This window comes from Salegentibacter tibetensis (assembly GCF_020164485.1).
Lineage (GTDB): Bacteria > Bacteroidota > Bacteroidia > Flavobacteriales > Flavobacteriaceae > Salegentibacter > Salegentibacter tibetensis.
On sequence record NZ_JAIQZA010000016.1, the window covers coordinates 46,776 to 73,261 of the forward strand.

General features: G+C 39.6%; 17 protein-coding genes. 10 read left to right on the plus strand and 7 right to left on the minus strand.

The window, feature by feature from the left end:
* Positions 1-66 precede the first annotated feature (66 nt).
* The 5 genes from LB467_RS10065 to LB467_RS10085 all read left to right on the plus strand — a co-directional run bounded on the left by LB467_RS10065 (position 67) and on the right by LB467_RS10085 (position 6,886).
* Positions 67-1,416 carry a DEAD/DEAH box helicase gene (locus LB467_RS10065; protein ID WP_224473908.1) on the plus strand — a complete coding sequence of 450 codons (1,350 nt, stop codon included), beginning with the start codon at positions 67-69 and terminating at the stop codon, positions 1,414-1,416.
* Between the two features lie 6 nt (positions 1,417-1,422).
* On the plus strand, positions 1,423-2,295 hold the full coding sequence (locus LB467_RS10070) for an aldose 1-epimerase family protein (RefSeq protein WP_224473909.1): 873 nt from the start codon (positions 1,423-1,425) through the stop codon (positions 2,293-2,295).
* A 78-nt stretch (positions 2,296-2,373) separates the two neighbouring features.
* Positions 2,374-3,468, plus strand: a complete 1,095-nt coding sequence (locus tag LB467_RS10075; protein WP_224473910.1) for a DUF748 domain-containing protein — start codon at positions 2,374-2,376, stop codon at positions 3,466-3,468.
* A gap of 561 nt (positions 3,469-4,029) precedes the next feature.
* The gene (locus tag LB467_RS10080; protein ID WP_224473911.1) at positions 4,030-4,545 is read left to right on the plus strand and encodes a DUF4494 domain-containing protein; all 516 of its coding nucleotides are present in this window, start codon (positions 4,030-4,032) and stop codon (positions 4,543-4,545) included.
* Positions 4,546-5,503: 958 nt separating this feature from the next.
* Positions 5,504-6,886, plus strand: coding sequence for an FAD-binding oxidoreductase (locus LB467_RS10085; RefSeq protein WP_224473912.1), 1,383 nt, complete (start codon positions 5,504-5,506; stop codon positions 6,884-6,886).
* Between the two features lie 26 nt (positions 6,887-6,912).
* Here LB467_RS10085 and LB467_RS10090 read toward each other — a convergent pair whose 3' ends face one another.
* Positions 6,913-10,560 carry a tetratricopeptide repeat protein gene (locus LB467_RS10090; RefSeq protein WP_224473913.1) on the minus strand — a complete coding sequence of 1,216 codons (3,648 nt, stop codon included), beginning with the start codon at positions 10,558-10,560 and terminating at the stop codon, positions 6,913-6,915.
* A 154-nt stretch (positions 10,561-10,714) separates the two neighbouring features.
* Here LB467_RS10090 and LB467_RS10095 point away from each other — a divergent pair, with 154 nt between their 5' ends.
* The 3 genes from LB467_RS10095 (at position 10,715) to LB467_RS10105 (ending at position 13,328) form a co-directional block, all read left to right on the plus strand.
* Complete coding sequence (locus LB467_RS10095) at positions 10,715-11,737, plus strand: hypothetical protein (RefSeq protein WP_224473914.1); 1,023 nt, start codon at positions 10,715-10,717, stop codon at positions 11,735-11,737.
* An 86-nt stretch (positions 11,738-11,823) separates the two neighbouring features.
* Positions 11,824-12,819, plus strand: coding sequence for a hypothetical protein (locus tag LB467_RS10100; protein ID WP_224473915.1), 996 nt, complete (start codon positions 11,824-11,826; stop codon positions 12,817-12,819).
* A 293-nt stretch (positions 12,820-13,112) separates the two neighbouring features.
* Positions 13,113-13,328, plus strand: a complete 216-nt coding sequence (locus tag LB467_RS10105; RefSeq protein ID WP_224473916.1) for a fibrobacter succinogenes major paralogous domain-containing protein — start codon at positions 13,113-13,115, stop codon at positions 13,326-13,328.
* A gap of 123 nt (positions 13,329-13,451) precedes the next feature.
* Here LB467_RS10105 and lpdA read toward each other — a convergent pair whose 3' ends face one another.
* The 4 genes from lpdA to LB467_RS10125 all read right to left on the minus strand — a co-directional run bounded on the left by lpdA (position 13,452) and on the right by LB467_RS10125 (position 19,266).
* Positions 13,452-14,861, minus strand: coding sequence for a dihydrolipoyl dehydrogenase (lpdA, locus tag LB467_RS10110; protein ID WP_224473917.1), 1,410 nt, complete (start codon positions 14,859-14,861; stop codon positions 13,452-13,454).
* A gap of 20 nt (positions 14,862-14,881) precedes the next feature.
* Complete coding sequence (locus LB467_RS10115; protein WP_224473918.1) at positions 14,882-16,267, minus strand: 2-oxo acid dehydrogenase subunit E2; 1,386 nt, start codon at positions 16,265-16,267, stop codon at positions 14,882-14,884.
* 10 nt (positions 16,268-16,277) lie between these two features.
* The gene (gene aceE / locus LB467_RS10120) at positions 16,278-18,944 is read right to left on the minus strand and encodes a pyruvate dehydrogenase (acetyl-transferring), homodimeric type (RefSeq protein ID WP_224473919.1); all 2,667 of its coding nucleotides are present in this window, start codon (positions 18,942-18,944) and stop codon (positions 16,278-16,280) included.
* 118 nt (positions 18,945-19,062) lie between these two features.
* The gene (locus LB467_RS10125; protein WP_224473920.1) at positions 19,063-19,266 is read right to left on the minus strand and encodes a dodecin family protein; all 204 of its coding nucleotides are present in this window, start codon (positions 19,264-19,266) and stop codon (positions 19,063-19,065) included.
* Between the two features lie 252 nt (positions 19,267-19,518).
* On the opposite strand from LB467_RS10125, the gene LB467_RS10130 reads away from it, so the two are divergent.
* Entirely contained in the window at positions 19,519-21,714 is a 2,196-nt protein-coding gene (locus LB467_RS10130; protein ID WP_224473921.1) for an APC family permease, read from the plus strand.
* Positions 21,715-21,800: 86 nt separating this feature from the next.
* On the opposite strand, the gene LB467_RS10135 is transcribed toward LB467_RS10130, so the two are convergent.
* Positions 21,801-22,961 carry a sensor histidine kinase gene (locus LB467_RS10135; RefSeq protein ID WP_224473922.1) on the minus strand — a complete coding sequence of 387 codons (1,161 nt, stop codon included), beginning with the start codon at positions 22,959-22,961 and terminating at the stop codon, positions 21,801-21,803.
* 541 nt (positions 22,962-23,502) lie between these two features.
* The gene (locus tag LB467_RS10140) at positions 23,503-24,657 is read right to left on the minus strand and encodes a porin (RefSeq protein ID WP_224473923.1); all 1,155 of its coding nucleotides are present in this window, start codon (positions 24,655-24,657) and stop codon (positions 23,503-23,505) included.
* Between the two features lie 444 nt (positions 24,658-25,101).
* On the opposite strand from LB467_RS10140, the gene LB467_RS10145 reads away from it, so the two are divergent.
* The gene (locus LB467_RS10145) at positions 25,102-26,223 is read left to right on the plus strand and encodes a sensor histidine kinase (protein ID WP_224473924.1); all 1,122 of its coding nucleotides are present in this window, start codon (positions 25,102-25,104) and stop codon (positions 26,221-26,223) included.
* Positions 26,224-26,486: the final 263 nt, after the last annotated feature.

Below are 26,486 nucleotides of genomic sequence, written 5' to 3' on the forward strand. Positions count from 1 at the left end.
AAATTGCCTACAGCAATTTTAATATAGAGTTTCACTAACTTTGCTGGCTCATAAAAACTTCATTTAGTGACTTTTCAGGACTTAAATATTACCACTCCTTTGCGCAATGCACTGGAAGATATTGGGATTAACACGCCCACACCTATTCAGGAAGAATCTTTTTCTACTATTATGTCTGGTAAAGATATGGTGGGAATCGCGCAAACAGGTACGGGGAAAACCTTCGCCTATATGCTTCCCATTTTACGAATGCTCAAATATTCGGAACAGAAAAATCCGCGGGTGCTGGTTTTAGTACCTACACGTGAGCTTGTTGTTCAGGTGGTGGAAGAGATTGAAAAGTTAACCGCTTATATGAACGTTCGCGTCACCGGCATTTACGGTGGCGTGAATATGAACACCCAGCACCAGGCACTTTTGCAGGGTTTGGATATTGTGGTGGCCACTCCGGGAAGGTTGTACGATCTTGTTCTTAGACGGGCGCTTCAGCTAAAATCTATCCAGAAACTGGTGATAGATGAAGTAGATGTCATGTTGGATCTGGGTTTTAAATTTCAGATCAATAATATCTTTGAATTGCTTCCCGAAAACCGACAGAATATTATGTTTTCGGCAACAATTACTGAAAATGTGGAGAATCTAATCGAAGCCAATTTTAAAAGTCCGGAAACCATTTCTGTAGCTGCCAGTGGGACCCCGCTAGATAATATTAAGCAAACAGGATATAAAATTCCGAATTTCTATACCAAGATAAATCTTTTGAAACACATTTTAAAAGATAAGGAAACCTATTCCAAAGTCTTGATTTTTGTGGCTTACAAACGTATGGCCGATCGGCTTTATACGGAATTACAACAGCATTTTCATGACGAATGTACAGTAATCCATTCCAATAAAACTCAAAACTACCGCCTGCGAAGTATCAAACAATTTGGCAGCGGATTTTGCCGAATTTTAGTCGCTACCGATGTAATGGCGCGCGGACTTGATATTGAATCGGTAAGCCACGTTATTAATTTTGATACGCCAAAATATCCAGAAAATTATATGCACCGAATTGGCCGAACCGGAAGGGCCGAGAAAGAGGGGAATTCGATTTTAATGACTACGGAAGCCGAAATGGAATCTCTCGATAAGATTGAAGCTTTGATGAAAATGGAAGTTCCACAGGAAGAACTACCGGCCGAAATTGACATTTCTTCAGAATTAATTCCGGAAGAGCAACCAAAAGCTTTTGAAATAAACAATCCCGGAAAAAATAAAGATGAAGATGCACCCGGTCCTGCATTTCACGAAAAGAAAGAGAAAAACAGAAAAGAAAACCTTGGTGGTTCTTACCGACGTGAAATCGCAAAAAAATATAAAAAGCCCCAGACAAAAGGCGATAAGCACGCCAACCGAAGAAGAAAAAAATAGTCAAAAATGCACGAATTACAGAACGAATTTTTAAGTATAAAGGTCAATCCTGTTGGTGCTGAATTATCCAGCCTTAAAAACCTGGAAACCGGTGTTGAATATTTATGGCAGGGGAACCCTGAATTTTGGGCAAGCCAGGCACCGAATTTATTTCCGGTAATTGGAGTTTTAAAAAATGGTGAATTCATTTTTGAAGGCAAAACCTATAAAATGCCAAAACATGGTTTTATAAGGTATAATGAGGAAATTCGGTTAAAAGAAAAAACCCCAAATTCATTGGTTTTTCAACTGGAATATTCAGAGAAAACTTTAGCTATCTATCCTTTTAAATTCAGGTTTGAAATTTCTTTTATTCTGAATGAAAAAAGCCTAGAAGTGCAGCATAGGATTCTCAATTTAGATCAAAAGCCTCTTTATTTTTCATTGGGCGGGCATCCGGCTTTTAATGCACCCATCAGTAAAAATGAAGTTTACGAAGATTATTATCTCGAGTTCGACCGAAAAATGGATCTCAGCACCCACGTTTTAAGCGAAAACGGGTTGGTAAGTGATAAAACAGAAGGAATTTTAGACAATGAAGATAAAATCAGATTACATAAGGAGCTTTTCGCCAAAGACGCGCTGATTTTCAAAAATATTCCTTCAAAGAAAGTAGCATTAAAAAGTAAAAATACGGGCACGGTATTAAGCGTGGAATATCCTGATTTTAAGAATTTAGGAATCTGGGCTAAACCGGGAGCGCCTTATGTATGTATAGAACCCTGGTTGGGAATTGCCGATACTGAAGGTGCCGATCAAAACTTACAAAACAAAGAAGGCATGGAAATGCTCGAAGCCGGCAAAGATTTTGAAGCTTCTTATAAAATCTCTGTCACCTAATATCTTGTGTTCATTTTTTAAATAATCCTTAACTTAAAATACTGATTAATAATCTCATTTTAGCTAAAATAAATCCTTATGAGCGAAAATGGGAAAAGAAAAAGGTACCGTAAGAAAAGGTATGTGCTACCAATTCTTATTGTTTCGCTGTTAATCATTGGGAGAATTGCCCTACCCTACATCCTTGAAAACTACGTAAATAAAACCCTGAATAATATTCCCGGTTATGAAGGAAGTGTTTCAGATATTAATATTTCCCTATGGCGTGGCGCTTACCAGATTGAAGGTTTGATACTTCGTGAAGAAAACTCGCAGGGAGAAAAACCACTTTTAGACTTTCCATCTTCAGATATTTCTATTGACTGGCCTTCCTTACTAAAAGGCAAAATTGTTAGTGAAATTGAAATGCAGGATCCAAAATTCAATTATATTTTTGAAAATCAGGAAAAAGCAAACGAAGCAGATGTAGAAGACTGGACAGATGCACTTACCAGTTTAGTACCCATAGATATCAATCACTTTGTGGTACACAATGGTACTGCCAATTTTGTTGAAGTATCGGCCGATCCCCAAATAAGCTTGTTCCTAGAAAAAATTAGCCTGGAAGCTCATAACCTGAGTAATGTTGTAGATACTGAAAAAGAACTGCCCTCCCATCTATGGGCTAACGCAGTTTCTATGGGTGGCGGAGATGTAGAAATGCACGGGAATTTAAATTTACTGAAGCAAATTCCTGATATAGATATGGAATTTAGCCTGGAAAAAGCCGAAGCAACCGCATTAAACGATCTTACCAGAAGATATGCCGGAGTCGATTTTGAAAGCGGAACCTTTGAATTATACAGCGAAGTTGCTATAGCCGACGGATTCCTGAAAGGTTACATAAAACCAATGTTGATCAATACGAAACTTATTTCAAAAGATGATGACGGTGGCTTCTTCAAAAAATTATGGGAAGGTTTTGTAGGTTTCTTTAAGTTCGTACTCAAAAACCAGGGTACCGATACTTTAGCGACAAGGGTTCCCTTAGAAGGAGACCTAAATAATGTGGAGTCTGGGGTTTGGACTACAGTTCTAAATATTTTTAAAAATGCCTGGATAGAAGCTTTTTCGGGATCGGTAGATCAAGATATTGAGTTTGAAGATGCCAAGCGGGAAAGTGAAAAAGGATAGTTTTTTGTTTAAGGACTAAAGAGACTGTCTAAAAAGTTTTTTAGGTCGTCATCCTGAATTTACCTGCCCGTTCCGTTCAGGCGGGTTTCAGAATCTAAGATATCGATAATCAAAAAAATGTTAGAATCCCGAATTAAATTCGGGATAAAGTCTGAAACAAGTTTAGCGTGACGAAATTGGACCTTTTCAGACAGCCTCTTTACTTTTTAAAATATAATATTAGGTTCTGTTCTTTTTCTTAGCGGCTTTAGCTGCACGCTTTTCTTTCAAACTCAAAACCGGTTCTTTTCTGGCCGAGTTCTTCGAAGGTGATTTTTCTTTTGGCATAATTTCTAAATATTTTAGTATTAACCCGATAAAGATAGTAAAAGAAAAGCTTTATAAATTATTTTTTATTTGAATCCTAAGTATTTTTCAGTTGAAAATTTCACCCTATTTCTTTCCTGATTATTGACATATAATACTTTATAAAAATGAGAGAAAATTTGTGAATATCTATTAAAAATTTTGTCTTAAAGGCCTGTTATAAATCATATTTTTGGATCCTTAAAATATAAAGATATGAGCGCAACTTGGTTTGAATGTAAGGTGAAATACAAAAAAACACACGAAACAGGAGAGCAAAAAATGACTACAGATACCTATCTCCTGGATGCAGTATCTTATACAGAGGCAGAAGCGAGGATTAGCGAAGAAATGACTGCTTATACCAGCGAGGATTTCAGGATTATGAATATAAAGGTTGCTAATTTCTCAGAGGTTCATCCTTTTGAAAATTCTGATCGCTGGTTTAAATCAAAGGTTTCCCTGGTGGCTTTAGATGAAGAAAGCGGAAAAGAGAAGAAAACCAATATTTATTTGCTTGTACAGGCCAATGATGTAAAGGAAGCTTTTGAAAATACCACCCAGGCGATGGAAGAAACCATGGGCGATTACAGTATCCCATCTATTACGGAGTCTCCAATTCTGGATGTATTCCCTTATTTTACTGGAGAAGAAGAGCAATTAGAGAAATTTAATGTTCTTGAATCGGCTGAAAATGAAGAAAAAGTTGTTAAAGAAACAGAAGAGGTGTAAATATAGTTGTTTATCTCTGGAAATAATTAAAACTAAGAAAGGGTTTGACTTTAAAAAGTTGACCCTTTTTTTATAAATATCAGGAGTAGTTCAACAAAAACATCAGCTTATCAATAAGCTGTTGATTTTAAATAGTATTAATAAATTGGCATAATACTTTTGAAAAGCCTGTCGGTGGTGAGGGAAAGGTACATAAAATCTGAAGGCCAGTTCTTGTATTAAAGAATCAAAAAGTCAATTTTCCCGAAAGAAAGACCACAAAACATGATTTATCAGCAGGTTAGTTTTGTCTACAGCTCCGAAATAGAAAGATGAAATCTCACTATTAGAGAATAGATTTAGCGCTACACTGAGTCTTTAATTTTATAAGAAAAAGCTTTCCATTAACCGGTAATCCCCAAGCCATATCAATTTTGGTAATAAGTTCCCCATAACGCCCGTCATTCCTTAAAAGCAATATAGCAATAATGCAAAATTTATACTGAAAAGGAGGGCCAGGTCTGTACACGCTCAAAAATTTAAAAAGCTTCATTAACCTTCCCTTCAAGCGCATAAAGCATTTTCAGTGGGAGCTATACTTTTAAATCTCTGCCCCTTTAGCAGAAATCCCTGTTTTTTATCCCCTAAAGTTTCCGCGGTAAATGCAAGAGCCGTTTAAACCACCAATTTAGTAGGTTTACTTTTGTTCGCGATCAAAGATGCCCGTAACAAAAAAATTGATCATTTTCAAACACATCGCTACTTCTGGTATCTGTGGAAATAGTATTGTAATTTGGATCAATATAAAGTAAAACAAGTATAAGGGGGGGATATGCAGTTCAGGGTAAATTCTCATTACGTCCGGCTTTTCATTTGCCAATTTTAAATTTTATTAAAAAATCATTAAATTATAGTTTAAAAAGCCAAAGCTTCTAAAATAACGGACTGTTAATATTCATAATAACTAAAACTAAAAACCATGACTAACAAAACCATCGTTGAAAAATTTGCAAAAGAATTGGAGGGACAACTAATACTTCCTGGAGATGACGCATATGATGAAGGGCGCCGGGTTTGGAATGGTTTGTATGACAAACATCCGGCAGGGATCGTACGCTGCAGGAAACCCTCAGAAGTGATCGCTGCGGTGAACTTTGCCAGAGAGCACAAGCTGGTTTTATCTGTAAGAGGCGGTGGTCATGATTATGCCGGGAATTCAGTTTGTAATGATGGTTTGGTCATAGATCTTTCTCTAATGAACAAGGTTGAAGTGGATCCTGAGAAAAAAACAGCCCGTGTTGAAGGAGGTGCTACTTTGGGTCAATTTGATGCCGTGGCACAGGAACACGGGCTTGCTACTACAACCGCAACAGTTTCATCGGTAGGAATAGGCGGGTCCACATTAGGTGGAGGATCAGGCTATTTACTGCGTAAGCATGGATTAACACTGGATAACCTGCTATCGGTGGAAATTATAACTGCAGATGGTAATTTGATTACTGCAGGGAAAGGGGAAAACGAAGATCTTTTCTGGGCAATTCGCGGAGGTGGCGGAAATTTTGGCGTAGTTACTTCTTTTATATTTCAGCTGCACAACGTGGGTCCGAAAGTACTTTCTTTCCAGGCTTATTTTCCATATGAACACAGCAAAGAAATTCTCCAGTTTTACCGGGAGTTTATGAAAAGCGCGCCCGAGGAGATCCAGTGTTATGCCTTTTTCCTGAATACTCCTCCCGTGGAACCTTTTCCGGAAGAATATCATGGAAAAACCACCTGTGCGCTTATCGGTTGTTATGCGGGCAATATTAAAGAAGGAGAGACTGCCTTTAAACCCCTGGAGGAATTTGGTGATCCTTTTGTTAAAGTGTTTCAGCCTGTTCCCTATACCGAAATTCAGAAATCTTTTGATCCCGGCATGCCAAAGGGTTTAAGATGGTACACCAAAGCCCATTATTTAAAGGAACTTAATGACAGCACGATTGATATTTTGCAGGAATTCACCGATCCGTTGCCAGGTCCTTTTACCACCGCTTATTTAGAGCCCATGGGAGGAGAAGTAAATAAAAAAGATTCCTCTGCCACAGCTTTTCCCCATCGGGAAGCGGCTTATTCGCTGCATATTTTCCCCGGCTGGGAGAATCCCGAAGATGACAACCAAAATATACACTGGGCAAAAACCTTTCACAAAGCATTGGAAAAGGAAACCTTAGGCGGAGTTTATGTAAATTTGCTAAGCCACGACGAGAAAGATCGGATAAAAGCTGCTTACGGAATAAATTATGAGAGGATGGTCCGAATTAAGAAAAAATGGGATCCTGAAAATTTATTCAGGATGAACCAAAATATTGAGCCTAAAAATTGATCCTATAAATCAAATATCGCTACTGCTTATAAAAGACTTTCAACTTCTGTTAATCCCCAGGCTTTATTTACCTGCGTGATAAGATCTTTGTAACGTTTGTCTTTCCGAAGAGGTGATAGAGCTTCAGGAAAAAAATAACGAATCGTTTCCGTAGAAAAAGATGACCAGTCCTGTACCCGTTCAAATGTTTTAAAAGCCTCATCTACTTGCCCAAACAGGGTCTGGAGCATGGCAAGAGGAAAAGGATCTATTCTCCCGTAGATCTCGTTCTTTAATTCCCGCCCCCAATTTTTATTACCTAAAGTATGATAGGTGAAAGCCAGTGCGGTATTTACCTCAGAACGGTTAGGGGTTCCCCTGGATGGAATGATGGATAAGGTCTTCTCAAAAGCGAAAACTGCTTCTTCAAAATTGCCGGTATGGTAAAGAACCAGGCCTTCCATATAATGAGCAAGGCCGTATTCAGGATTTATCTCACGTGCTCTCCTTGCTTCGGTCAAAGCTTCCTTCTGTAATTTGTTCCCAAGATAGATATCTGAAAGAAAGACCCGGAAAGCCGGTGATAAGGGATTTAATCTTACGGCCCGTTTGGCAGGTTCCAGTGCTTTTTTCGGCCTGCCAAGTACGAGGTTTACCCACCCCAGCCAGATTAAAGCTTCTGCATATCCCGGCGAAAGATCTACCGCAATCTCAAGTTCCCGGAGAGCAGCAGAACCTTGCTGATTAATTGAATAAAAAATACCAAGAGAGGTATGGGCCTCGCTAAGATTCTTATGAAGTTCTACTGCACGGGTGGCTGCTTCAATAGGGTCAGGACTGTTCCTGGGTATAGGAAAACCGTAAAACTGAAGAAGCGAAATGGCATCAGCAAGTCCGGACCAGGCAAGGGCGTAACCGGGGTCCAGTTCTATGGAACCCTGGAAACAATCCAACCCCTGGTAAATACCGGTTTCTGTTCGTTGGCCCAGGCAACTTCGGCCCTGGGCATATAAGCGGTAAGCTTCAAGGTTGGTTGTGGAACTACGGGGCACCCGCTTTTTTTCTTTACCGGATAGCTGGACCTTTAAAACCTCAAGTAAATCCTTTGTAACCTCCTCTTCGATAAGAAAGATATTTTCAGCTGACAATTTCCGGTGGTAGTTTTTTTTCCAGACTTTGGAACCGTTCGCAGTTTTAGTGAGATATAAGTTTAAATGTATGTCCTCACTGGTCTGCTTTACTTCACCTTCCAGTAAATAAGATACCTGTAGTTCTTCTCCTATCTTTCCCGGTTTTTTTCCTGTTCTATCATATTGGCAAACAGAAGTGCGGGAAATAACCGGCAGATCCTTTATTCGGGAAAGAGAAGCTAAAATATCCCCGTGAATTCCATCTGTAAACCGGGGTTCCGGGGAATCGAGGTCTTTAAAGGGAAGTATTGCTATAGCATTGTACGATCCACTTTCTATTCCTGTTTGTTGCTTTCCGGGTTTCGGAACGGTTTCAGAGGTACCTTTCTTTTTTATTTTCGCCAGTTCCTTATGATCTGTTAGTCCCCAGTTGCTGTTTACTGTTTGGAGTATTTGCTGAAAACGCGTATTCTCACGAACAGGATCGAGAAGGTCAGGATAGAGGTGGTAGATGGAGAGCATTTCCCAATAATTCCAGCGTTCAATTTTTTCGAATTTTTCAAGAGCCAGGTCCGGCTCTCCATTGGTCGCGTGTATAAGTCCGCGTGCAAATTCATCTTTTTTGATGCCTTCTGAAAGTCTTTCAGCTTTCTGATATTCTCCGGATCTGATGCAGCTTAAAATTCTGGTTGCGAGAGGTCCGTTACCGGCCCAGGGCACCAACAAATCTTTCAGGACCTTATCGGCTTCCCTGTACATTTCCAGATGATAAAGAGCCAGGCCTTCCTGGAACTGAGCTGAGGTGAAGTCAGGCTGGATTTGCAGTAAACGTTCGGCTTCATGAACAGATTTAGTATACTCACCGTTAATGAGCCATGACAGGGATAAATTACTGATGGCTTCCTGGGACAGCGGATTTACTTTAACCGCCTTCAATGCATTTTCGAGGGCTTCTTCAGGATTCCCTGTCAATGAGAAGATCCAGCTTAACCAGGCATGAGCCTCGGCATGACCCGGTCGTAATTCTACAGCTTTGTTCAGGTTGTAAACAGCAGATTTTGCATCTCTTATAGTGGTATAGTACAGTCCGAGCGAGGCATAAGCTTCAGCCATTTCCGGATCTAGTTCCAGAGCTCGATGAGCAGCTTTTCGGGCTTCTGAAAGTATATTTTGACCATCCTTTTCATGCCCATAATCATGTCGAAGGCTAAGAGCGTCTGCCAGTCCCATCCAGGCCTGGGCGTAATTTGGATCATGAGAGATAGCCTGCCTGAAATATTTTTCGGCCATTCTCATTGCTTTTTCGGTACGCTGGTCCAGGTTCCATCGGCCATAGGCGTGAAGACGAAAAGCTTCAAGATCTTCAGTAGGAATTTGTCTTATCGCAGTTCGTTCCTTGCGGGTTAATTGCATCTTCAGTGATTCGCTGATCTTTCGGGTGATCTCTGCCTGGATATCGAACAGCTCTCCTGCAGTTAATTTTCTTTGATAGATCTCGGCCCACACCTGCCGGTCTTCCTGGGATTTCACCAGTCTTACACTTACTTTTACATGTTTGTCAATTTCCTGTACTTCACCTGTTAAGATCCAGCCTACGTTTAATTCCCTCGCAATATCCGGTAGTAATTTTCTCGTACTTCTAAAGCTTTGAACAGATGTTCTGGAGATCACGAAAAGATCGGAAACCTGCGAGAGCCTGGTAAGTATATCCCCATGAATGGCATCTGTAAAGGCTGAAGCTTTTTCAGAGCCCAAAGTTTCGAAGGGCAATACAGCAATGGAAAACTGATACAGATCCTTGCCTGGCTGTTCTCTGCTGCCTGCACGTTCTGGTATATGTCTTCTTCGGGTCTTAATTTTTTCAACCAGTGCTTTTAACTCCTTACCGGGCTCTTCCTCAAATTCTTTTTTTATCAGTTCTGTGTAGGTATTGTAGGTCTCCAGGGCAGCAGCCGGTTCCCCAGCTTTATCCAACAGGCTGATGACCCGCAACTGAATATCTTCTGACAAAGGATTTAATTCGGCTGCCATTTGTGCCCAGCGCTTTACATTTCGATGTTCTTTTCTGGAAACGGCTTTCCCGGCTAGATCAAGACCGGCATTTGTGGCAATGCTATGGAATCTGTTTCTTTCCTGCTCCAGCCACTGATCAAATTCAGGAGAGATATCGCTTACATGAAAACCCTTTAAGAGATCGCTGCGGTAAAGCTTGAGGGCCTCTGCAGGCTTTTTTTCCTCGATCGCTTGCTCAAAAGCCAGGGCATCACTCCAAAATGTTTCAACATTAATGGTGATCTCCTCAGATCCGCGGTTCTCGATAGCCTCTTTTCCCAGGGTTTTCCGAATATGATACAGCATATTACTAAGGGAGTTTCTGGCGCTTTTTTGATCCTGATAGGGCCAGAACAAGAGAAGGAGGCTATCCCGGCGATGAAAGCCGCGAGGCCTGTTAAGCAACAAATAAGTAAGTAAGGCCAGTCGCTTGGGACCGGCAAGAAAAGAATGCTCCAATTCTCCTTCTGAATTTCTTATTTCTGCCGGTCCTAATACATATAACTGTGTCATGATCCTCCTTTTTACATCCCTTAGATTCTAATCTAAGACATAAAACGGACCTAACAAAGAAACTCCGATAGATTTACTAAAAATTAGAGAATCAGTACAATAGATTTTTCTGAAAAAGAGGAAAACAAAACAAACAACCTTAAAATTTAAAAAAATGAAAACACAACAAAGCAAATTCCGAATCATGATTTTCCTGTGGATCCCACTATTACTAATCGGATCCCTGGTCTCCTGTAAGAACGGAGAAAAGTCTGATTTTTCCCATCAAATGGATATTGAGGAAAGAGTAGTGGTAGAGCATGTTACATTACCGGTTTTTGGTAATCTTGTGGAGGTAAAAACAACAGGAATGAATTTTATCCTTCCTGATGAAATTCCCTCCGGCTGGACAACCTTCCGGTATAGTAATGAATCTCAACTTACTCATTTCATGCTAATCGATAAATTACCCGTTTATAAAGGAAAGCAGATCACCTATGCGGATTTTGAAAAAATTCCACCTGTATTTATTGATGCCATGGATTTGATAAACTCCGGTAAGTCTGAGGAGGGTTTTGCAGAATTTGACAGGTTACCTGTCTGGACCTTTGATATTATTTACTCCGGTGGGGTTGGCCTGGTCTCTCCAGGCGAAACTGCACAGACCACGGTTTATGTGGAACCGGGTACCTACGTGATCGAGTGTTATGTAAAGACCGGAGGAAAATTTCATCCCATGTCAAAACAACTTGACGTGAAGAAAGATTCTTCTTACGAAACTCCACCAGTTTCGACGCTTAATATGGCAATTTCGCGGGAAGGAGGTATTGAAATGCATGAGGCGCCAAAGGCCGGTCTCCACACTATAGCAGTGCAATTTAAAGATCAGGAACCGCATGAACATTTCCTGGGGCACGATGTAAACCTGGTGAAATTAGAAAAGGACACAGATCTGAACGAGCTGGCCTCCTGGATGAACTGGGCTGACCCTGATGGATTGAATACCCCCGCACCGGTCAAATTTTTAGGTGGTACCCAGGAGATGCCGGAGGGAAATACCGCTTATATAACTGTCAATTTAAAACCAGGAAATTATGCCTGGGTAGCCGAAGTACCGAACCCGAGATCAAAGAATATGCTTAAAACTTTTACTGTATCCCAGGATGAAAATGGGAGAATAGGTGGAGGAAAAGATTAAGACCGGGGTTTGCTGTAAAATGATATTCCAAAGCAGCTGAACTCCAAGATTTAAAAGCATTTTATTAACCAATAATTATAATTATTATGAAAAATTCAACTCAATTACCAATTAGATCAATAAAAAATGTGGTGTGGCTTTTCTGCCTTGCATTGATATTTAGCTGTGAGGCCGAACCGGTTCTCCAGGAGGAAATAAACACAGCCGATCTGGGGGTTAAGAAGAACCATAATGTAGTAGATGTGGTAACCACTCATATGAACATCGAAGTGCAATCAACTATTCCTTCTGGATGGACCACCTTTAGATATGATAACAGGAGTCATAATCCCCATTTTGTTCTAATAGACAAACTACCTGAAGGTAAAACGGTAGAAGACAGTAAAGAAGAAATTGTTCCTGTTTTCCAGGAGGGAATGGATTTTATAGCTCTGGGGGATTGGGATTCCGCTTTGGAAGCTTTTGGCAAATTGCCGGCCTGGAGTGGGGAAATAATTTATTCAGGAGGTACTGGATTGTTATCACCTAATCAAATCTCTGAGATTACAGTTTACCTGGAACCGGGAACGTATGTTCTGGAATGTTATGTAAAGGATTCCGAAGGAAGATTTCACACCTGGGAGATGATAGCCCAAATAGAGGTTACTGAGGACGATAGTGGAAACAAAGAACCAAAACCTACTATGGAGGTGAGGATCTCTTCAGAAGCCGGGATCCAGTTTGATAAGAAGGTACGTCCGGGAAAACACCTGATAAAAGCCTTTTTTGAAGACCAGACGGTTTACAGTCATTTTCTGGGGCATGATATCCACCTGGTGAGGCTGGATGAAAATGCGAATCTTGATGAGCTGAACAGCTGGATGAACTGGTCAGATCCCAATGCTTTTAAAACTCCCGCACCAGAAGGAGTTGAATTCCTGGGAGGAATGCAGGATTTGCCGGTATTGGATGAAATTCCAAATTCCAATGTGGGATATTTTGCTGCTCATTTAAAACCGGGCACCTATGCCTTTATCGCAGAAGTTCCGGACCCAATGAGCAAGGGAATGCTTAAGGTGTTTACAGTGCCGTCATCCATGTAATAGGAATGTAAATCTTTACAAAAAGATCATCAGCAAGTGTTGATGGTCTTTTTGTTTGTTAATTGCTATAGTAGATTTTACTAAATCCAATGAATATTTGTGCCCATCCTGTGAAATTTATTCAACTATCTAATCTTCGGTTTATCAGATAAAATATTCTTGACGTATAATTTCAATCCCTACTCTTTTATCTCTTTTAGGTAACTAAGGCCGGGTCCATTTTCCCGCACTTATATATCAATTCCGATAACTACTAAAAATTAATTTTAGAAGATATTTTCATTATTGCTGTTATGATTCCGTTCGTTTATGTATTCATCACATATTCACAGGATATGGAAAACACTTCCTATAGCGTCATCGGAATGGGAGATCAGGAGTGGATGGAAGAAAACCTGAATGTGGCCCATTTCAGAAATAGAGATCCTATTCCTGAAGCCTGCACCGAGGAAGGATATGGAGAAACCCAGGGGTCAACTCCTTACAAAAGTAAAATCAATTTTAATTAACTAAACCGATATTGACATGGAAACAAAAACACAACAATTGCAGAAAATCAAAGTCAATTTTTTATTATCCTTTCTTGCTTCAGGTCTATTGCTATCCTGCAAGGAGCCGAAAAAATAACACTCTTAAGACTTTTTAAAATGCGTAGCTCCACCATAAAATAGCTCGGCACTTTCCATTATAGTTTCTGAAAGCGTAGGGTGCGGATGGATAGTAAGCGACAAATCACTGGCGGTACTTCCCATTTCAATAGCCAAAGCGATCTCAGGAATTAAACTACCCGCATTTTTTCCGGCTACGGCACCTCCTAAAATCACTTCAGATTCAGGGTCTATTAGAAGCTTGGTGAATCCCTTATCTTCTCCAATGGCAGCTGCCCTTCCCGAAGCCGCCCAGGGAAATTTTACTATTTTAACCTTCCTGTCTTTTTCTTTTGCTTCATTTTCGGTTAGTCCACACCACGCGAGTTCAGGATTGGTAAAAACAACAGCCGGAATCACCTTAGGATCGTAAGCAGCTCCTTTCTTACCGGTAATTACTTCTGCAGCAATTCTACCTTCGTGACTTGCTTTATGCGCTAACATAGGCTCCCCGGTAATATCGCCAATGGCAAAAATATGCTCCAGTTTTGTTCTGCGTTTAGCATCTACTTCTATAAATCCGTTTTCATTAGGTGAAACTCCAAGTTTATCCAGGCCTAGATTTTGAGTGTTTGGCTTTCTCCCCACAGCCACTAAAACACAATCAAATTTTTTGCTTTGTTCCTCTTCTTTTCCTTTTAAAGTAACCTTCACGCCCTTTTTAGTTATTTTTACTTTTTCTACTTTAGTTTCAAGAAAAACATTTTTAAAGGGCGGATTTTTTTCAAAGACTTTTATCAAATCAGGATCTGTTCCCGGGAGAAATCCAGGAGTCATTTCAGCTACCGAAACTTTGGTTCCCAAAGCGGCATAAACACTGCCCAGTTCCAGGCCAATATAACCGCCACCAATCACCAGCATCTTTTTGGGTATTTCCTTAAGTTCCAAAGCATCGGTAGCATCCCAGATTTTCTTATGGTCTATCTCAATATCCGGTAAATCCATTGCAGAAGAACCCGTAGCGATAATCGCTTTTTCAAAATTTAAACTGATTTTTTTTCCTTTTTTAGGCCTTACTTCCAGTTCATTCTTACCGGTAAATTTGGCCTTACCCTGCACATACTCTATTTTTCTGGATTTGCTTAATTGGCCTAAGCCTTCAGTAAGCTTCCTCACCACATTTTTCTTCCAGTCGGCAATCTTTTTACGATCTATTTTAGGTTCCTCAAATTTCAATCCCCATTCAGAAGCCTTCATAGCCTCTTCTTTGGTTTTGGCTAAATGCAAAAGCGCCTTGGAAGGAATACAGCCCCGGTAAAGGCAAACCCCACCGGGATTAACTTCTGGATCAATCAGTGTTACTTTTATTCCCAGATCTGCTGCGTGAAAAGCTGCGGCATATCCTCCGGGCCCGGCACCAATAATCACCAGTTCTTTTTTATCATTTTTTGCCATCGTTTCTTATATTTTTAAGATTACCCCAATAATGCTTCATATGGATCTTCCAGGGCTTTAACCATCCAATTCATAAAAGATGCGCCATCTGCCCCGTCAATTAGACGATGATCATAAGACAAACTAAGCGGAAGTATGCTGCGAGGTTCAAAATTATCCTCTATATAAACAGGTTTTATACTTGCCCGGGAAACACCCAGGATCGCAACCTGCGGATGATAAACTATGGGGGTGAAATTGGTGCCTCCAATACCACCTAAGTTAGAAATAGAAAAATTCCCCCCTTCCATGTCTTCTTTTGAAAGTTTTTGATCCCGTGCTTTTTGAGCTATTTCTGAGATTTCTACCGATAGTTCTTTGATACTTTTTTGATCGGCATTTTTTATTACAGGCACCAGCAGGCCTTTATCTGTAGCCACCGCAATATTGATATTCACATATTTTTTAAGGATCATTTCTTCCTTATCCATATCTATACTGGCGTTAAACATTGGAAACTTATGCAGGGCCGTAGCTACCACCTTGGTAAGTATAGCCGTAAGCGTAAGCTTTCCCCCCGCTTTTTCAACCTTCTCTTTGTGATCCTCTATATAGTTTTCAATTCCCGAAATATCTGCCTCCCCAAATTGAAAAACGTGGGGTATAGATTGCCAGGACTCCAGCACATTTTTGGCAGTAATTTTTTTAATATTATTTAAGGGTTTTGTTTCTACTGCACCCCATTTGGTAAAATCGGGTAGTTCTAGTTGCCTGGCAACAGATTTTTCTCCGCCACCTTCTTTATGGTTTTTTACATCTTTTTCGGTTATCCTACCGCTATCCCCGCTGCCTTCTATTTCCTGGATATTCACTACCAGTTCACGGGCCAGGCGGCGTACTCCCGGAGATGCATAGACTTCCTTTGAAGATTGTTTGTCTTCAGTCTCATCTTTTTTAGATTTCTCAGATGCCTTTTTATTCTCTTCAGTCTTTTCATCTTCCTCCGTACCGGACTTTTCCTCGCTTTCGTCTTCCTCTTTTTTCTCTTCTGAAGTCTCTTTCTTCTTTTTATCTTTTGTTCCCTTTTTCTCTTTTTTTTCTGAAGTTTTTTCCTGCTTTTCCTCTTTTCCCCGGTTTTCTTTTTCTTCCGAAGCTTCTTTTTTCTCTTTTTCGTCGGCTGAATCATCATCGGATTCTTCAAGAATGATAATAACATCTCCTACACTTACCTCATCCCCTTCACTCACCTTTATTTCTTTAACCGTTCCGGCGAAATTAGAAGGAATTTCGGTTGAAGCCTTATCGGTTTCTACTGCAATTACCCCCTGATCTTCTTTGATTTTATCACCTTTGGAAACAAGGATTTCAGAAACAGTTGCGGTATCTACGCCTTCTGATATTTGTGGTATTTTTATTTCTTTTGCCATAATTAGATTTTTACGCCGTTCTTGGATTGGTTTTTTGTGGATCTATTTTTAATTTTTTAGCAGCCTTTTTTAATTCGTCCAGGCTAATTTGTTCCTGTTTAGCCAGTCCGTAAAGCGCTGCATAAGCAATATGCGCTGCATTGACTTCAAAAAACCCCCGAAGTGCTTTCCTGTTATCGCTTCTACCAAAACCATCGGTTCCCAAACTAATAAGCTCATCAGGAAAATAAGCAGCCAGGCTTTCGGGAAGGGCTTTAACGTAATCTGAGGCAGCCACAAAAGACCCTTTTTCACCTTCTAACTGCTGCTCAATATAATTTTGCTCCTTGTTCACCTGGCCTTTTAATCGATTGTCGCGTTCGGTATCAATAACATTGTCATATAAAGCCTTATAGCTGGTAATACTCCAAATATCGGTACCCACATCAAACTTTTCCTCCAGTATTGCCGCAGCTTCCAGCACCTCATTCATAATAGCGCCACTACCAAATAAATGAGCTTTTCTGGTTCTTTTACGTGATTTGGATTTTTTAAATTTATAAAGCCCCTTAAGAATTGCTTCTTTATCTAAATCTGTAGACATTTCAGGCATAGGATAAGTATCGTTACTAATCGTGACATAGTAAAAAATATCCTCCTTATCTATGTACATTTTTTTAATTCCTTCTTCTACAATTACCGCCAATTCATAAGCAAAAGCGGGATCGTAAGCCCTCAAATTAGGAAATGCCAGGGCGTATAAATGACTTTGCCCATCCTGATGCTGCAATCCTTCTCCCGGAATACTGGTCCTTCCTGAAATACCGCCCATTAAAAAACCTTTTGCACCGGCATCTGCAGCGGCCCACATTAAATCCCCGGTTCTTTGAAAACCAAACATGGAGTAGAAAAAGTAAAACGGAATGGTATTAATGCCGTGAGTAAGATAAGTAGTACCTGCAGCAATAAATTCAGCCATACAACCAGATTCCGTAATCCCTTCTTCCATAATAGCGCCGTTTTTAGCCTCTTTATAGTAAAGTAAACTTTCCTCATCTACGGGATCATATTTTTGACCATGCGGGGCATAAATACCTGCCTGTCTAAAAAGGGACTCCATTCCAAAAGTCCGGGATTCATCAGGAATAATTGGGACTATTAGTTCACCCAGATTTTTATCCTTCATCAATTTCCCCAGAATCTGAACCATAGCCATTGTCGTAGCAACCTCATCTTTACCGGAGCCCTTTAAAAAGTTCTCGAATATCTTTGAATCCGGAGCTTTTAAAGCTGAACTTTTATCACTTCGCTGCGGAATGTAACCACCCAAATCTTCCCTTTTTTTCTGAAGGTATTTTAATTCTTCACTATCTTTTTCTGGTTTGAGGAACGGAATTTTCTTCAGGTCTTTATCCGAAATTGAGATCTTGAAAAAATCCCTGAAATATTTGAGTTGATCCTCCTCAAACTCTTTGGTTTTGTGAGAGACATTACTGGCCTCACCAGCACTACCCTGACCGTAACCTTTAATTGTTTGGGCCAGGATTATGCTAGGCTTTTCTTTAGTTTCTGTTGCAACTTTATAGGCGCTATAAATTTTTTCTGAATCGTGGCCCCCGCGTTTAAAATTTTTCAGCTCTTCATCTGAATAGTCTTCCACCAGTTTTTTTAGATCTTCATCACTTTCAAATAGATCCTTCCGAAGAAATTCCCCACCGCTATAAGCGTATTTTTGAAGCTGGCCATCGGTGAGTTTATTTAATTTCTTACGGAGTTTTCCGCTGCTATCTTCCTCGATAAGCTTGTCCCATTCTTTACCCCAGAGTACTTTAATCACATTCCATCCGGCGCCTTTAAACAATCCTTCTAATTCCTGAATAATCTTCGCATTACCCCGAACGGGACCATCTAATCGCTGTAAATTGCAATCTATTACAAAAATCAGGTTGTCCAGTTTATCCCTGGAAGCGATATTAATTGCTCCACGGGCTTCAACTTCGTCCATCTCTCCATCTCCTATAAATGCCCAGACTTTGCTGTTATCTTCATCAATAAGTTCTCGATTATAGAGGTATTTATTAAAACGGGCCCGGTAAATAGCCTGGATAGGGCCCAAGCCCATAGAGACCGTGGGATTGCTCCAAAAATCTGGCATTAAATGTGGGTGAGGATAGGAACTAAGACCTTTTTCAGATTGTATTTCGTGACGAAATTCTTCCAGGTTCTTTTTAGTTAGTCGGCCCTCTAAATAAGCCCTGGCGTATATACCCGGTGAAGCGTGGCCCTGGAAATAAACCTGATCTGCCACCTTATTTTCATCAATTTTAAAGAAATGATGAAAACCTACTTCCCATAGCTGGGCGATAGAGGCGTAAGTAGAAATATGACCTCCAATACCGGGATCTGCCTTATTTGCCTTAACCACCATAGCCATAGCGTTCCACCTGATATAAGCCAGGAGTTTCTCTTCCAGCTCTAAATCGCCGGGATATTCTTTCTCCTTATCTTTTGAAATCGTATTTTCATAAGGCGTAATAAGCGATTCAGGAAGTTCAATATCATGCTTTTTAGCTTCTTCCTGTAAAATATGAAGTAATTCTTCTGCTCTCTCAATTGATTTATTCTCAATGATCCAAGTAAGCGAATCTATCCATTCCTGGTTTTCCTCACGGGTACTGTCTTTTTTATTTTTGGTCATAAGTTGCGGTTATTAATTTCGAAACAGGCAATTTTTCACCCTAAAGCAGTAATAAAAAAAGGAAGACAAATTTTATTGCATTTATCTTCCTTTTTAAATAATTTCTATATACCTAATCTTATTTGGAAATGGTGAACGACACTTTTGCGTTTATCCCATAACTGATTATTTGGTTGTCATTGACTTTCGCATTCATGTCTTTCACATAAATAGATTTGATATTTTTTACAGATTTACTTGCTTCTATAAGCGCATTTTTAACTGCGTCATCAAAACTTTTTTCTGAAGTTGCGATAACCTCAATTACTTTTACAATACTCATAATTTTATTTTTTTGGTTATTAATCACCTTCAATTTAAAAAATAAGCAGCCTAATATCAATTGATTAACATAAGATTATACCGAGTTGTTAAAGAAAAAAGAAGAATGAATCTCAAAGTTGCTTGATATATAATCCAAGATTAAACGGCAGTTTACGTCACTAAAATTTTAAATCACCAAGTAATTTATTCCCTTTTTTGTTTTGTCTCTAAAAATCCTTTTCTATCTTGAAGCAGGCTATTTCACTATTATTTGGAAAACAAAAATAAAAAGAAGGTAAGCCCGGTAAAGGCTTCTGGACTCAGTACTTTTGCGGGTGTATTTACGCCATCTATTCTCACCATACTCGGAGTAATCATGTATCTCCGGTTTGGCTGGGTGGTAGGTAATGTAGGCTTAATGGGAAGCCTTATTATTGTCACCCTGGCTACCTCCATCACTTTCCTCACCTCACTTTCCCTTGCGGCTATAGCCACAGATCAACAGGTAAAGATAGGAGGAGCTTATTATATGATAAGCCGTTCCCTTGGGATTGAGAGCGGCGGCGCTGTTGGCATTTCGTTGTACCTGGCCCAGGCCCTGTCTGTTTCCATGTACACCGTAGGTTTTGCTGAAAGTATCGTTCAGGTATTTCCTCAGTTAAATGAAAAACTGATAGCAGTAACTGCTATTCTTTTTGTCTCCGGGGTAGCTTTAGTATCGGCCAAGGCCGCCAGCAGGGTGCAATATTTCATTCTTATCGCAATTGGTATTTCCTTGATTTCCTTGATTTTTGGCAACCCCATAGAATCTACGGAAATAGAGTTATGGGGCGCATCTCCAGAAAATTCAGTTCCGTTCTGGGTAGTTTTTGCAGTTTTCTTTCCTGCAGTAACGGGTATTGACGTAGGGGTTAACATGTCCGGTGACTTAAAAGATCCTGGTAAATCGATACCTAAGGGTACTTTCCTGGCGGTAGGTGTTGGTTATATAGTCTATATGGGATTACCTGTTATCCTTGCTACACGTGCAGATGCTCTTAGCCTGATAGAAGACCCAATGATTATGCGCAGGATCGCCTTTTGGGGTGATGCTATTTTAATTGGGGTTTGGGGCGCTACCCTTTCCAGCGCTCTTGGTAGCACTATGGCTGCGCCACGGGTATTGCAGGCGCTTGCTCGCGATGGGGTATTACCGCCTGTTATGGCGCGGTTAGGCAAGGGCAGCGGGAAAGAAAACCTTCCCAGAATGGGTACTCTTTTTACGCTTATCTTTACAATAACCGCTGTACTTCTGGGAGATTTAAACATGATTGCCCCTGTGTTAACTATGTTCTTTCTTACAGCTTATGGCGTGCTTAATATCTCTGCAGGAGTTGAAAATATTTTAAAGTCCCCTTCCTTTCGACCACGCTTTAAGGTTCATTGGTTCTTTTCTCTTTTAGGTGCAGCCGGTTGCATAAGTGCTATGATACTTATTAATCCGCTGGCCACTTTTATTGCCGCTGTATTCGTATCTGCCATTTTCTTCTGGATTAGACGCAGGAACCTTCAGAAAACCTGGGGCGGAGTTGGTCGCGGAATTCGATTAAGCCTTATCCGCTCCAGCATTATGCATCTTGGGGAAGTTGCCGATCCCAAAAATTGGCGTCCGCATTTCCTGGTTCTATCGGGAGCTCCTTTAAGCCGCTGGCACTTAATAGCTATGGCAAATAGTTTTGTGCAGCAAAAAGCTTTAATGACAGTAGCAACCGTTCTCACCAAAAAGGATATTCGTAAGAAAAGACTAATTGAGTTGGAGCGGCATACCAGGGAATTTCTTTCTAAGAAAGGGATTTACAGCCTGGTACGTATAGTCCCGGCAGCCAATCCATATATCGGGGCTAAAACAATGGTAGATCATTATGGTCTGGGAAGCCTGGTCCCCAATACTATTATACTCGGAGATACCAGAGTAGAAAGCCATTTACCCGATTACTGCGATATGATTAACTATTTCTTCCGGGCAGAGCGCAACGTGATGATCCTGGATATGGAGGATGATTACAGCGCGAATCCCAAAGAAAAAATTGATCTCTGGTGGGGAGGATTGAAGTTAAATGGAGCTCTTATGATCTTGATGGCTCATATGCTGCAACGAAGTGTGGAATGGACAGATGCAAATCTTACCATCAAAATGGTGGTGCCTAACGAACCTGCCAAAATAAGAGCTGAACAAAACCTGGTAGAAATGATCGACAAAATGCGCTCCAATGCCAGCTATGAATTTATTATAGCAGGGGACAGAAGTTTTCCCGAAATTCTTGCCGAATCAAGCCGTAAAGCAGACCTGGTTTTTCTCGGTTTAAAAGAGCCTGATGATGAGTACGCAGATTACTATCGAAAGCTTCAGGCTAATACTTCCAGCCTTAAAAATAAGGTGTTCATACTAGCGGGCGAAGATATCTCCTTTGAAGAAGTTCTTTTTTAAATTTAGGCCTATCTCATAAACTGTGTAAATAGCAAAAAAGGGCAGACTGACGGCAAGCCCCCAATCAGTCATTTTCTTGCTTTAGGCTACTTTCGAGGCTTTAGAAATACCGAAAAAACAGAACCCTTTCCTACTTTACTTTTCACCTCTATCCTTCCACCCCTGTGCTCTACCATCCGTTTCACAATAAACAAACCTAATCCCGATCCTTCGACGTTAGATTTGATACGGAAGTATTTGTCGAATAATTCCGGAAGGTATTCTGCCTCAATCCCACTGCCATTGTCTTCAACCTCGATAAGAATTTCTTCAGGAGTGAGTTTAGTGCGTACATTAATTAAAGGGGGGCGATTGGGATGCCCGTATTTTATTCCATTAGAGATCAGATTAAATAAAATACTTCTAATTTCCTTTCTTGGATATTGCATATACTTAATCTCTAACTCAAGGTTTATAAGGCTGCCAGTTGAGTTGATAAGATGACTAAGGTCACTTTGAATTTCGCTTAACAGCACCTGAAAATCTATATTAGGAATGCTATTGTTATCTTTAGCTGTTTGAGCTATCAAGGTCATATCATTAACAACCTCTTTAAAACGCTTTACAGATTTACCTATCAACGGGAGTACTTCATCTTGATTCGGTTCAATTTCTTCAGAAGGTTCCAGAAGCGCTACAAGCCCTTCAATATTGTTTAATGGTGCTTTCAGATCGTGCGATGCAGAATATACGAAGTTATCCAGTTCCAGATTAATTCGACTTAACTCTTTATTAGAATTGTTCAAATCTTTGTTCGAGATATGAAGTTCTTTTTTGGTTTGCTCCAGCTCTTCCAGAATTTCTCTTTGCTCCTGAATATCTGTGCAGGTACCAAACCACTTGATAATTTTACCGCTTTCATCCTTGAGGGGTTGGGCGCGGGCGAGAAACCAAATATATGTACCATCAAATTTTCTCATGCGATACTCGATTTCGTAGATGGCACCTGTCTCCAGGGATTTTTGCCATACCTCCCAAGTCCTTTCATAGTCGTCTGGGTGAAGCACAAGGGACCAACCTTTATCTTTTGTCTCTTCATAGGAGAGGCCGGTAAAATCAAACCAGCGTTGATTATAAAAATCATGATAGCCATCTGGTTGAGTGGCCCACACCATTTGTGGCATCAGGTCAATAACAAATCGAAATTCTTTTACGAGTTGCTCAAGTGAAAGGCTGGACATGTTATTCCCTGGGAATATTTCTGACATATAGGTTGAAATTATAATGTACCGACTTGGGTAAATGAATTTTTAAAATAGGATAAGTGTACTGCCAGCGCAAATTTTTTTCAAATTTAATTTAATAAATGGCAACACTTTAACATAGCTATGTCATCAGTATGTTTTCTCTCACCCCTTTAAGATTATTTACTTTTAATGGTTTGGATAAAATCCCTGAATCGAAGTATAAACTTTTCCTTTCTTTAAAATCTTCGATTGAAAAAGATAATATATATGGTGAAATAGTGAAGTATTCCTACAAACACACTACCTGTACAGCTATATTTTTTATCTTTTATCGATAAAACTATGTGTATTATCGATAAAATATTTTGTAAAGATAATTTATTTAAAATTTATTAACGTTTGTTTAATCAAATATTTTGAAATCATTCAATATTTAAAAGGATATTCAAGCTTTTTAATTGGAAGGAAGTGGCATATTCGTGCAGTGACTTAATACAGGCTTGGGTCTGTGCGGGGATTCATTATAATTTCTGAAGGCTTATTAAATTTAATGCTGATCTTATTACAGTAATAATAGTGGAGCAATAACGCCAACTCTAAGTTCATTTCTGTTATAATTAGATGCGCCAAGTGTTTCCCTGGCATAACTTGAATAATCATAATACCTGCCGAGATAAGCTAAGAAAAACCGAATATCAATGTTTTTAAATGGACTGTAATAAAGGGTAGGGATCATTCCATAGCTCGTTCTCAAGTGGTCATTTTGCAAATTTACGTCATCATAGCCACTGCTGGTCATAAGTGTTAATAAACCTTTGAATTTTGGGCTGAAGCGATATTCTGCTCTTAACCAGTTCTCAATATACATCACATTCTCAGCCAACGTACCGTCAGCGAGAAGATTGGTCATAATGCCTTTTGTATCGACCTGTTCGTAGCTGTAATGAAAGTCATACATAATGGTCAGATTATGGTTTTGGTATTTGTGACCTAAGGTAAAAAAATAGGTCCCTCTATTTTTAACTTCATTGCCATAACTCAAGCTATAAATGGTTTCTAATTTTCCATCAAAAAAGTTTCCACGCCAGTTTCCAACAATTGATACCGGCCAGATCGGTTCCTGAATATTTTCTGCAATCACATCGCCGTAAAGGTCCTCATAAAGCATGGTACGCGAGTTTAAGACCTGCAACCCGAATACGTGATTTTCAAAAGCCTGATAAGTAATTCCGGCCCCCGTGACAAATGCAAGGGCATTGCTGTAAATATCATTATATTCCAAAACATACATGGGGCTGAACTCGTATTCATAACCACCGTAAAACGGATTCATTTTTCCAAGTCTAATATTTAGTAACGGACTGGCTTTAATATCAATGTAAGCAATTTCGATATTGTTGCCCAGCTGGTCCAGGCTTTGCACATCGCCGCCTTTATTAAAGCGGTGTCTGAAACGAAAATTCACCTTTTCGTGTAATTTCCCGGAAATTCCAAGAGCTGTAAACCCATTTTGAAACTGCATCCCATTGTAATACTGGTCACCGCCCCTAAATTTATATGCCCTAAACGACATGCGCATATCGAATGTGAAATCTATATCTTTTAAGAAGCTTTCCTTATCCATTGGGATAATTGGCTCTGCCAGACTGTCGTTTAGTTGCGAGAACCCCAATAATGGGATTAATAAAAACACACTTATTAAAAATGACTTTATCATAAAATTTAAATTTCAGTGCAATTATTGGTAGAAGTATCATCAATCGATAGGTTTGGTTCCATAAGGATGCTTTATTTCCATAGTATCCTTATAAATTTAATCAAATTATATTGAAGCTGGAGTGATTTTAATTAACCTATTTAAGGTAGTACATACCTTAAACTTGCTGCCAGCTATGAAAAAAGGATCAGACTCTATCTTAGACAGATATTGAAATGCCCACCCCACGTTAAGATCTAAATTAAAAATGGTGGAATAAAAGCTGTACCCTGAATGATATTTTTCTAAATTTTGTTTAAGGTATACAAGAATTGCCTTTATATGAAATTCTAAAATGGCTTTCAATTTGGTGGGCTACCAACGGGGTAGCTGTTAATTCTATCTAAATTGGTACAGGGTTCTTTTTCAAAGCTTTATATTAAAAAAAATACTAAGGCTATCTATATGAAATTTGCTGACTTTATTAAGCACCATGAAGAAGATATCACTAACGAATGGGTGGAGTTTGCCCAGGAAAATATTAGTGGAGTCAACGAACTGGAACCGAAGGAGGTTCGGGATCACATCAAACAAATGCTCGATTCCATTGTAGCAAACATGGAGGCATCGCAAACTGATGCCCAGCAGGAAGAAAAATCAAAAGGGAATAAAGTTATCCCGTCTGGTGAAAGCAAGGCTGCCAACCAACATGGTTTACAGCGGGCAGATGTAGGTTTTGACATTATGGAATTGAGCTCTGAATTTAGAGCTCTCAGGGCAAGTATATTGCGACTTTGGGAAGCGAATAATAAGGCGGAGAATTTGGAAACTGATTTTCAGGATATGATACGTTTTAATGAGTCCATTGACGAATTATGGATGATTTCAATAAAACGCTTTCAGCATCAGGTAGATGAAAGTAAGAATTGGTTTATGGGTATCTTAGGGCACGATTTGCGCAATCCTCTTGCTGCCATTTCGGGCGTGCAGTCAATTCTTAAGTTATCTAAAAATTTATCTGAAAAGGAAAAATCCTTACTTGGGCGTTCGGGTTCCAGTGTAAAACGTATGACAGAATTGATAAATAATCTTTTGGAACTTACCAATTTGCGTTTAGGAAACGGTATGACGATAAATACGTCCCCGGTTGATCTTTCAAAACAAAGTGAGAAGATTGTTCAGGAATTGCAGTTGGGTTACCCCGAAGCCGAAATAATCCTAGAATCTCCCGGTCCTGTACAGGGGGATTGGGACATTATAAGGCTGGATCAATTAATGACCAATTTAATCACTAATGCCTTGCGTCATGGAAAACCGGGAGGTCCTGTTACAGTAAGTATATCAGCTAAAGGAAATAAGGCATTCTTTAAGGTTCACAATCAAGGTCCACTCCTGCCGGAGAGTATTAAAGAGATGATTTCTAAAGGAAAGTTTACTAAAACTAACGGAGATCCTAACAAAAAGGATAGTTATGGACTCGGCTTATATATCATAAAGCAAATAGTAGATGGCCATAAGGGAGAAATAGAAGTAAAAAGCAATAAAAAAAGTGGCACAACTTTTATAATTATTCTACCAAGACACTAATAAATCTAAGGTTGTTTGTTTAGACTGCCACTTCAAAACTTTACATAATTATACTTTTAATCATTCAAGCCCAACGATGATGGTAGAGTATTAGAATTGGAGAAAGAATTCAGATAAATGGGGAATGCCAATGAGATCCCATTTTGCTCAGACTTTGTGGAATAGTGTTAGCTAATTTAGTAAACGTTTAATATCAGTATTTTAGTTGACATTTTTTATCATAAATAATTTTTGATTTTTAATTATTTCCCTGTTAAAGGGAA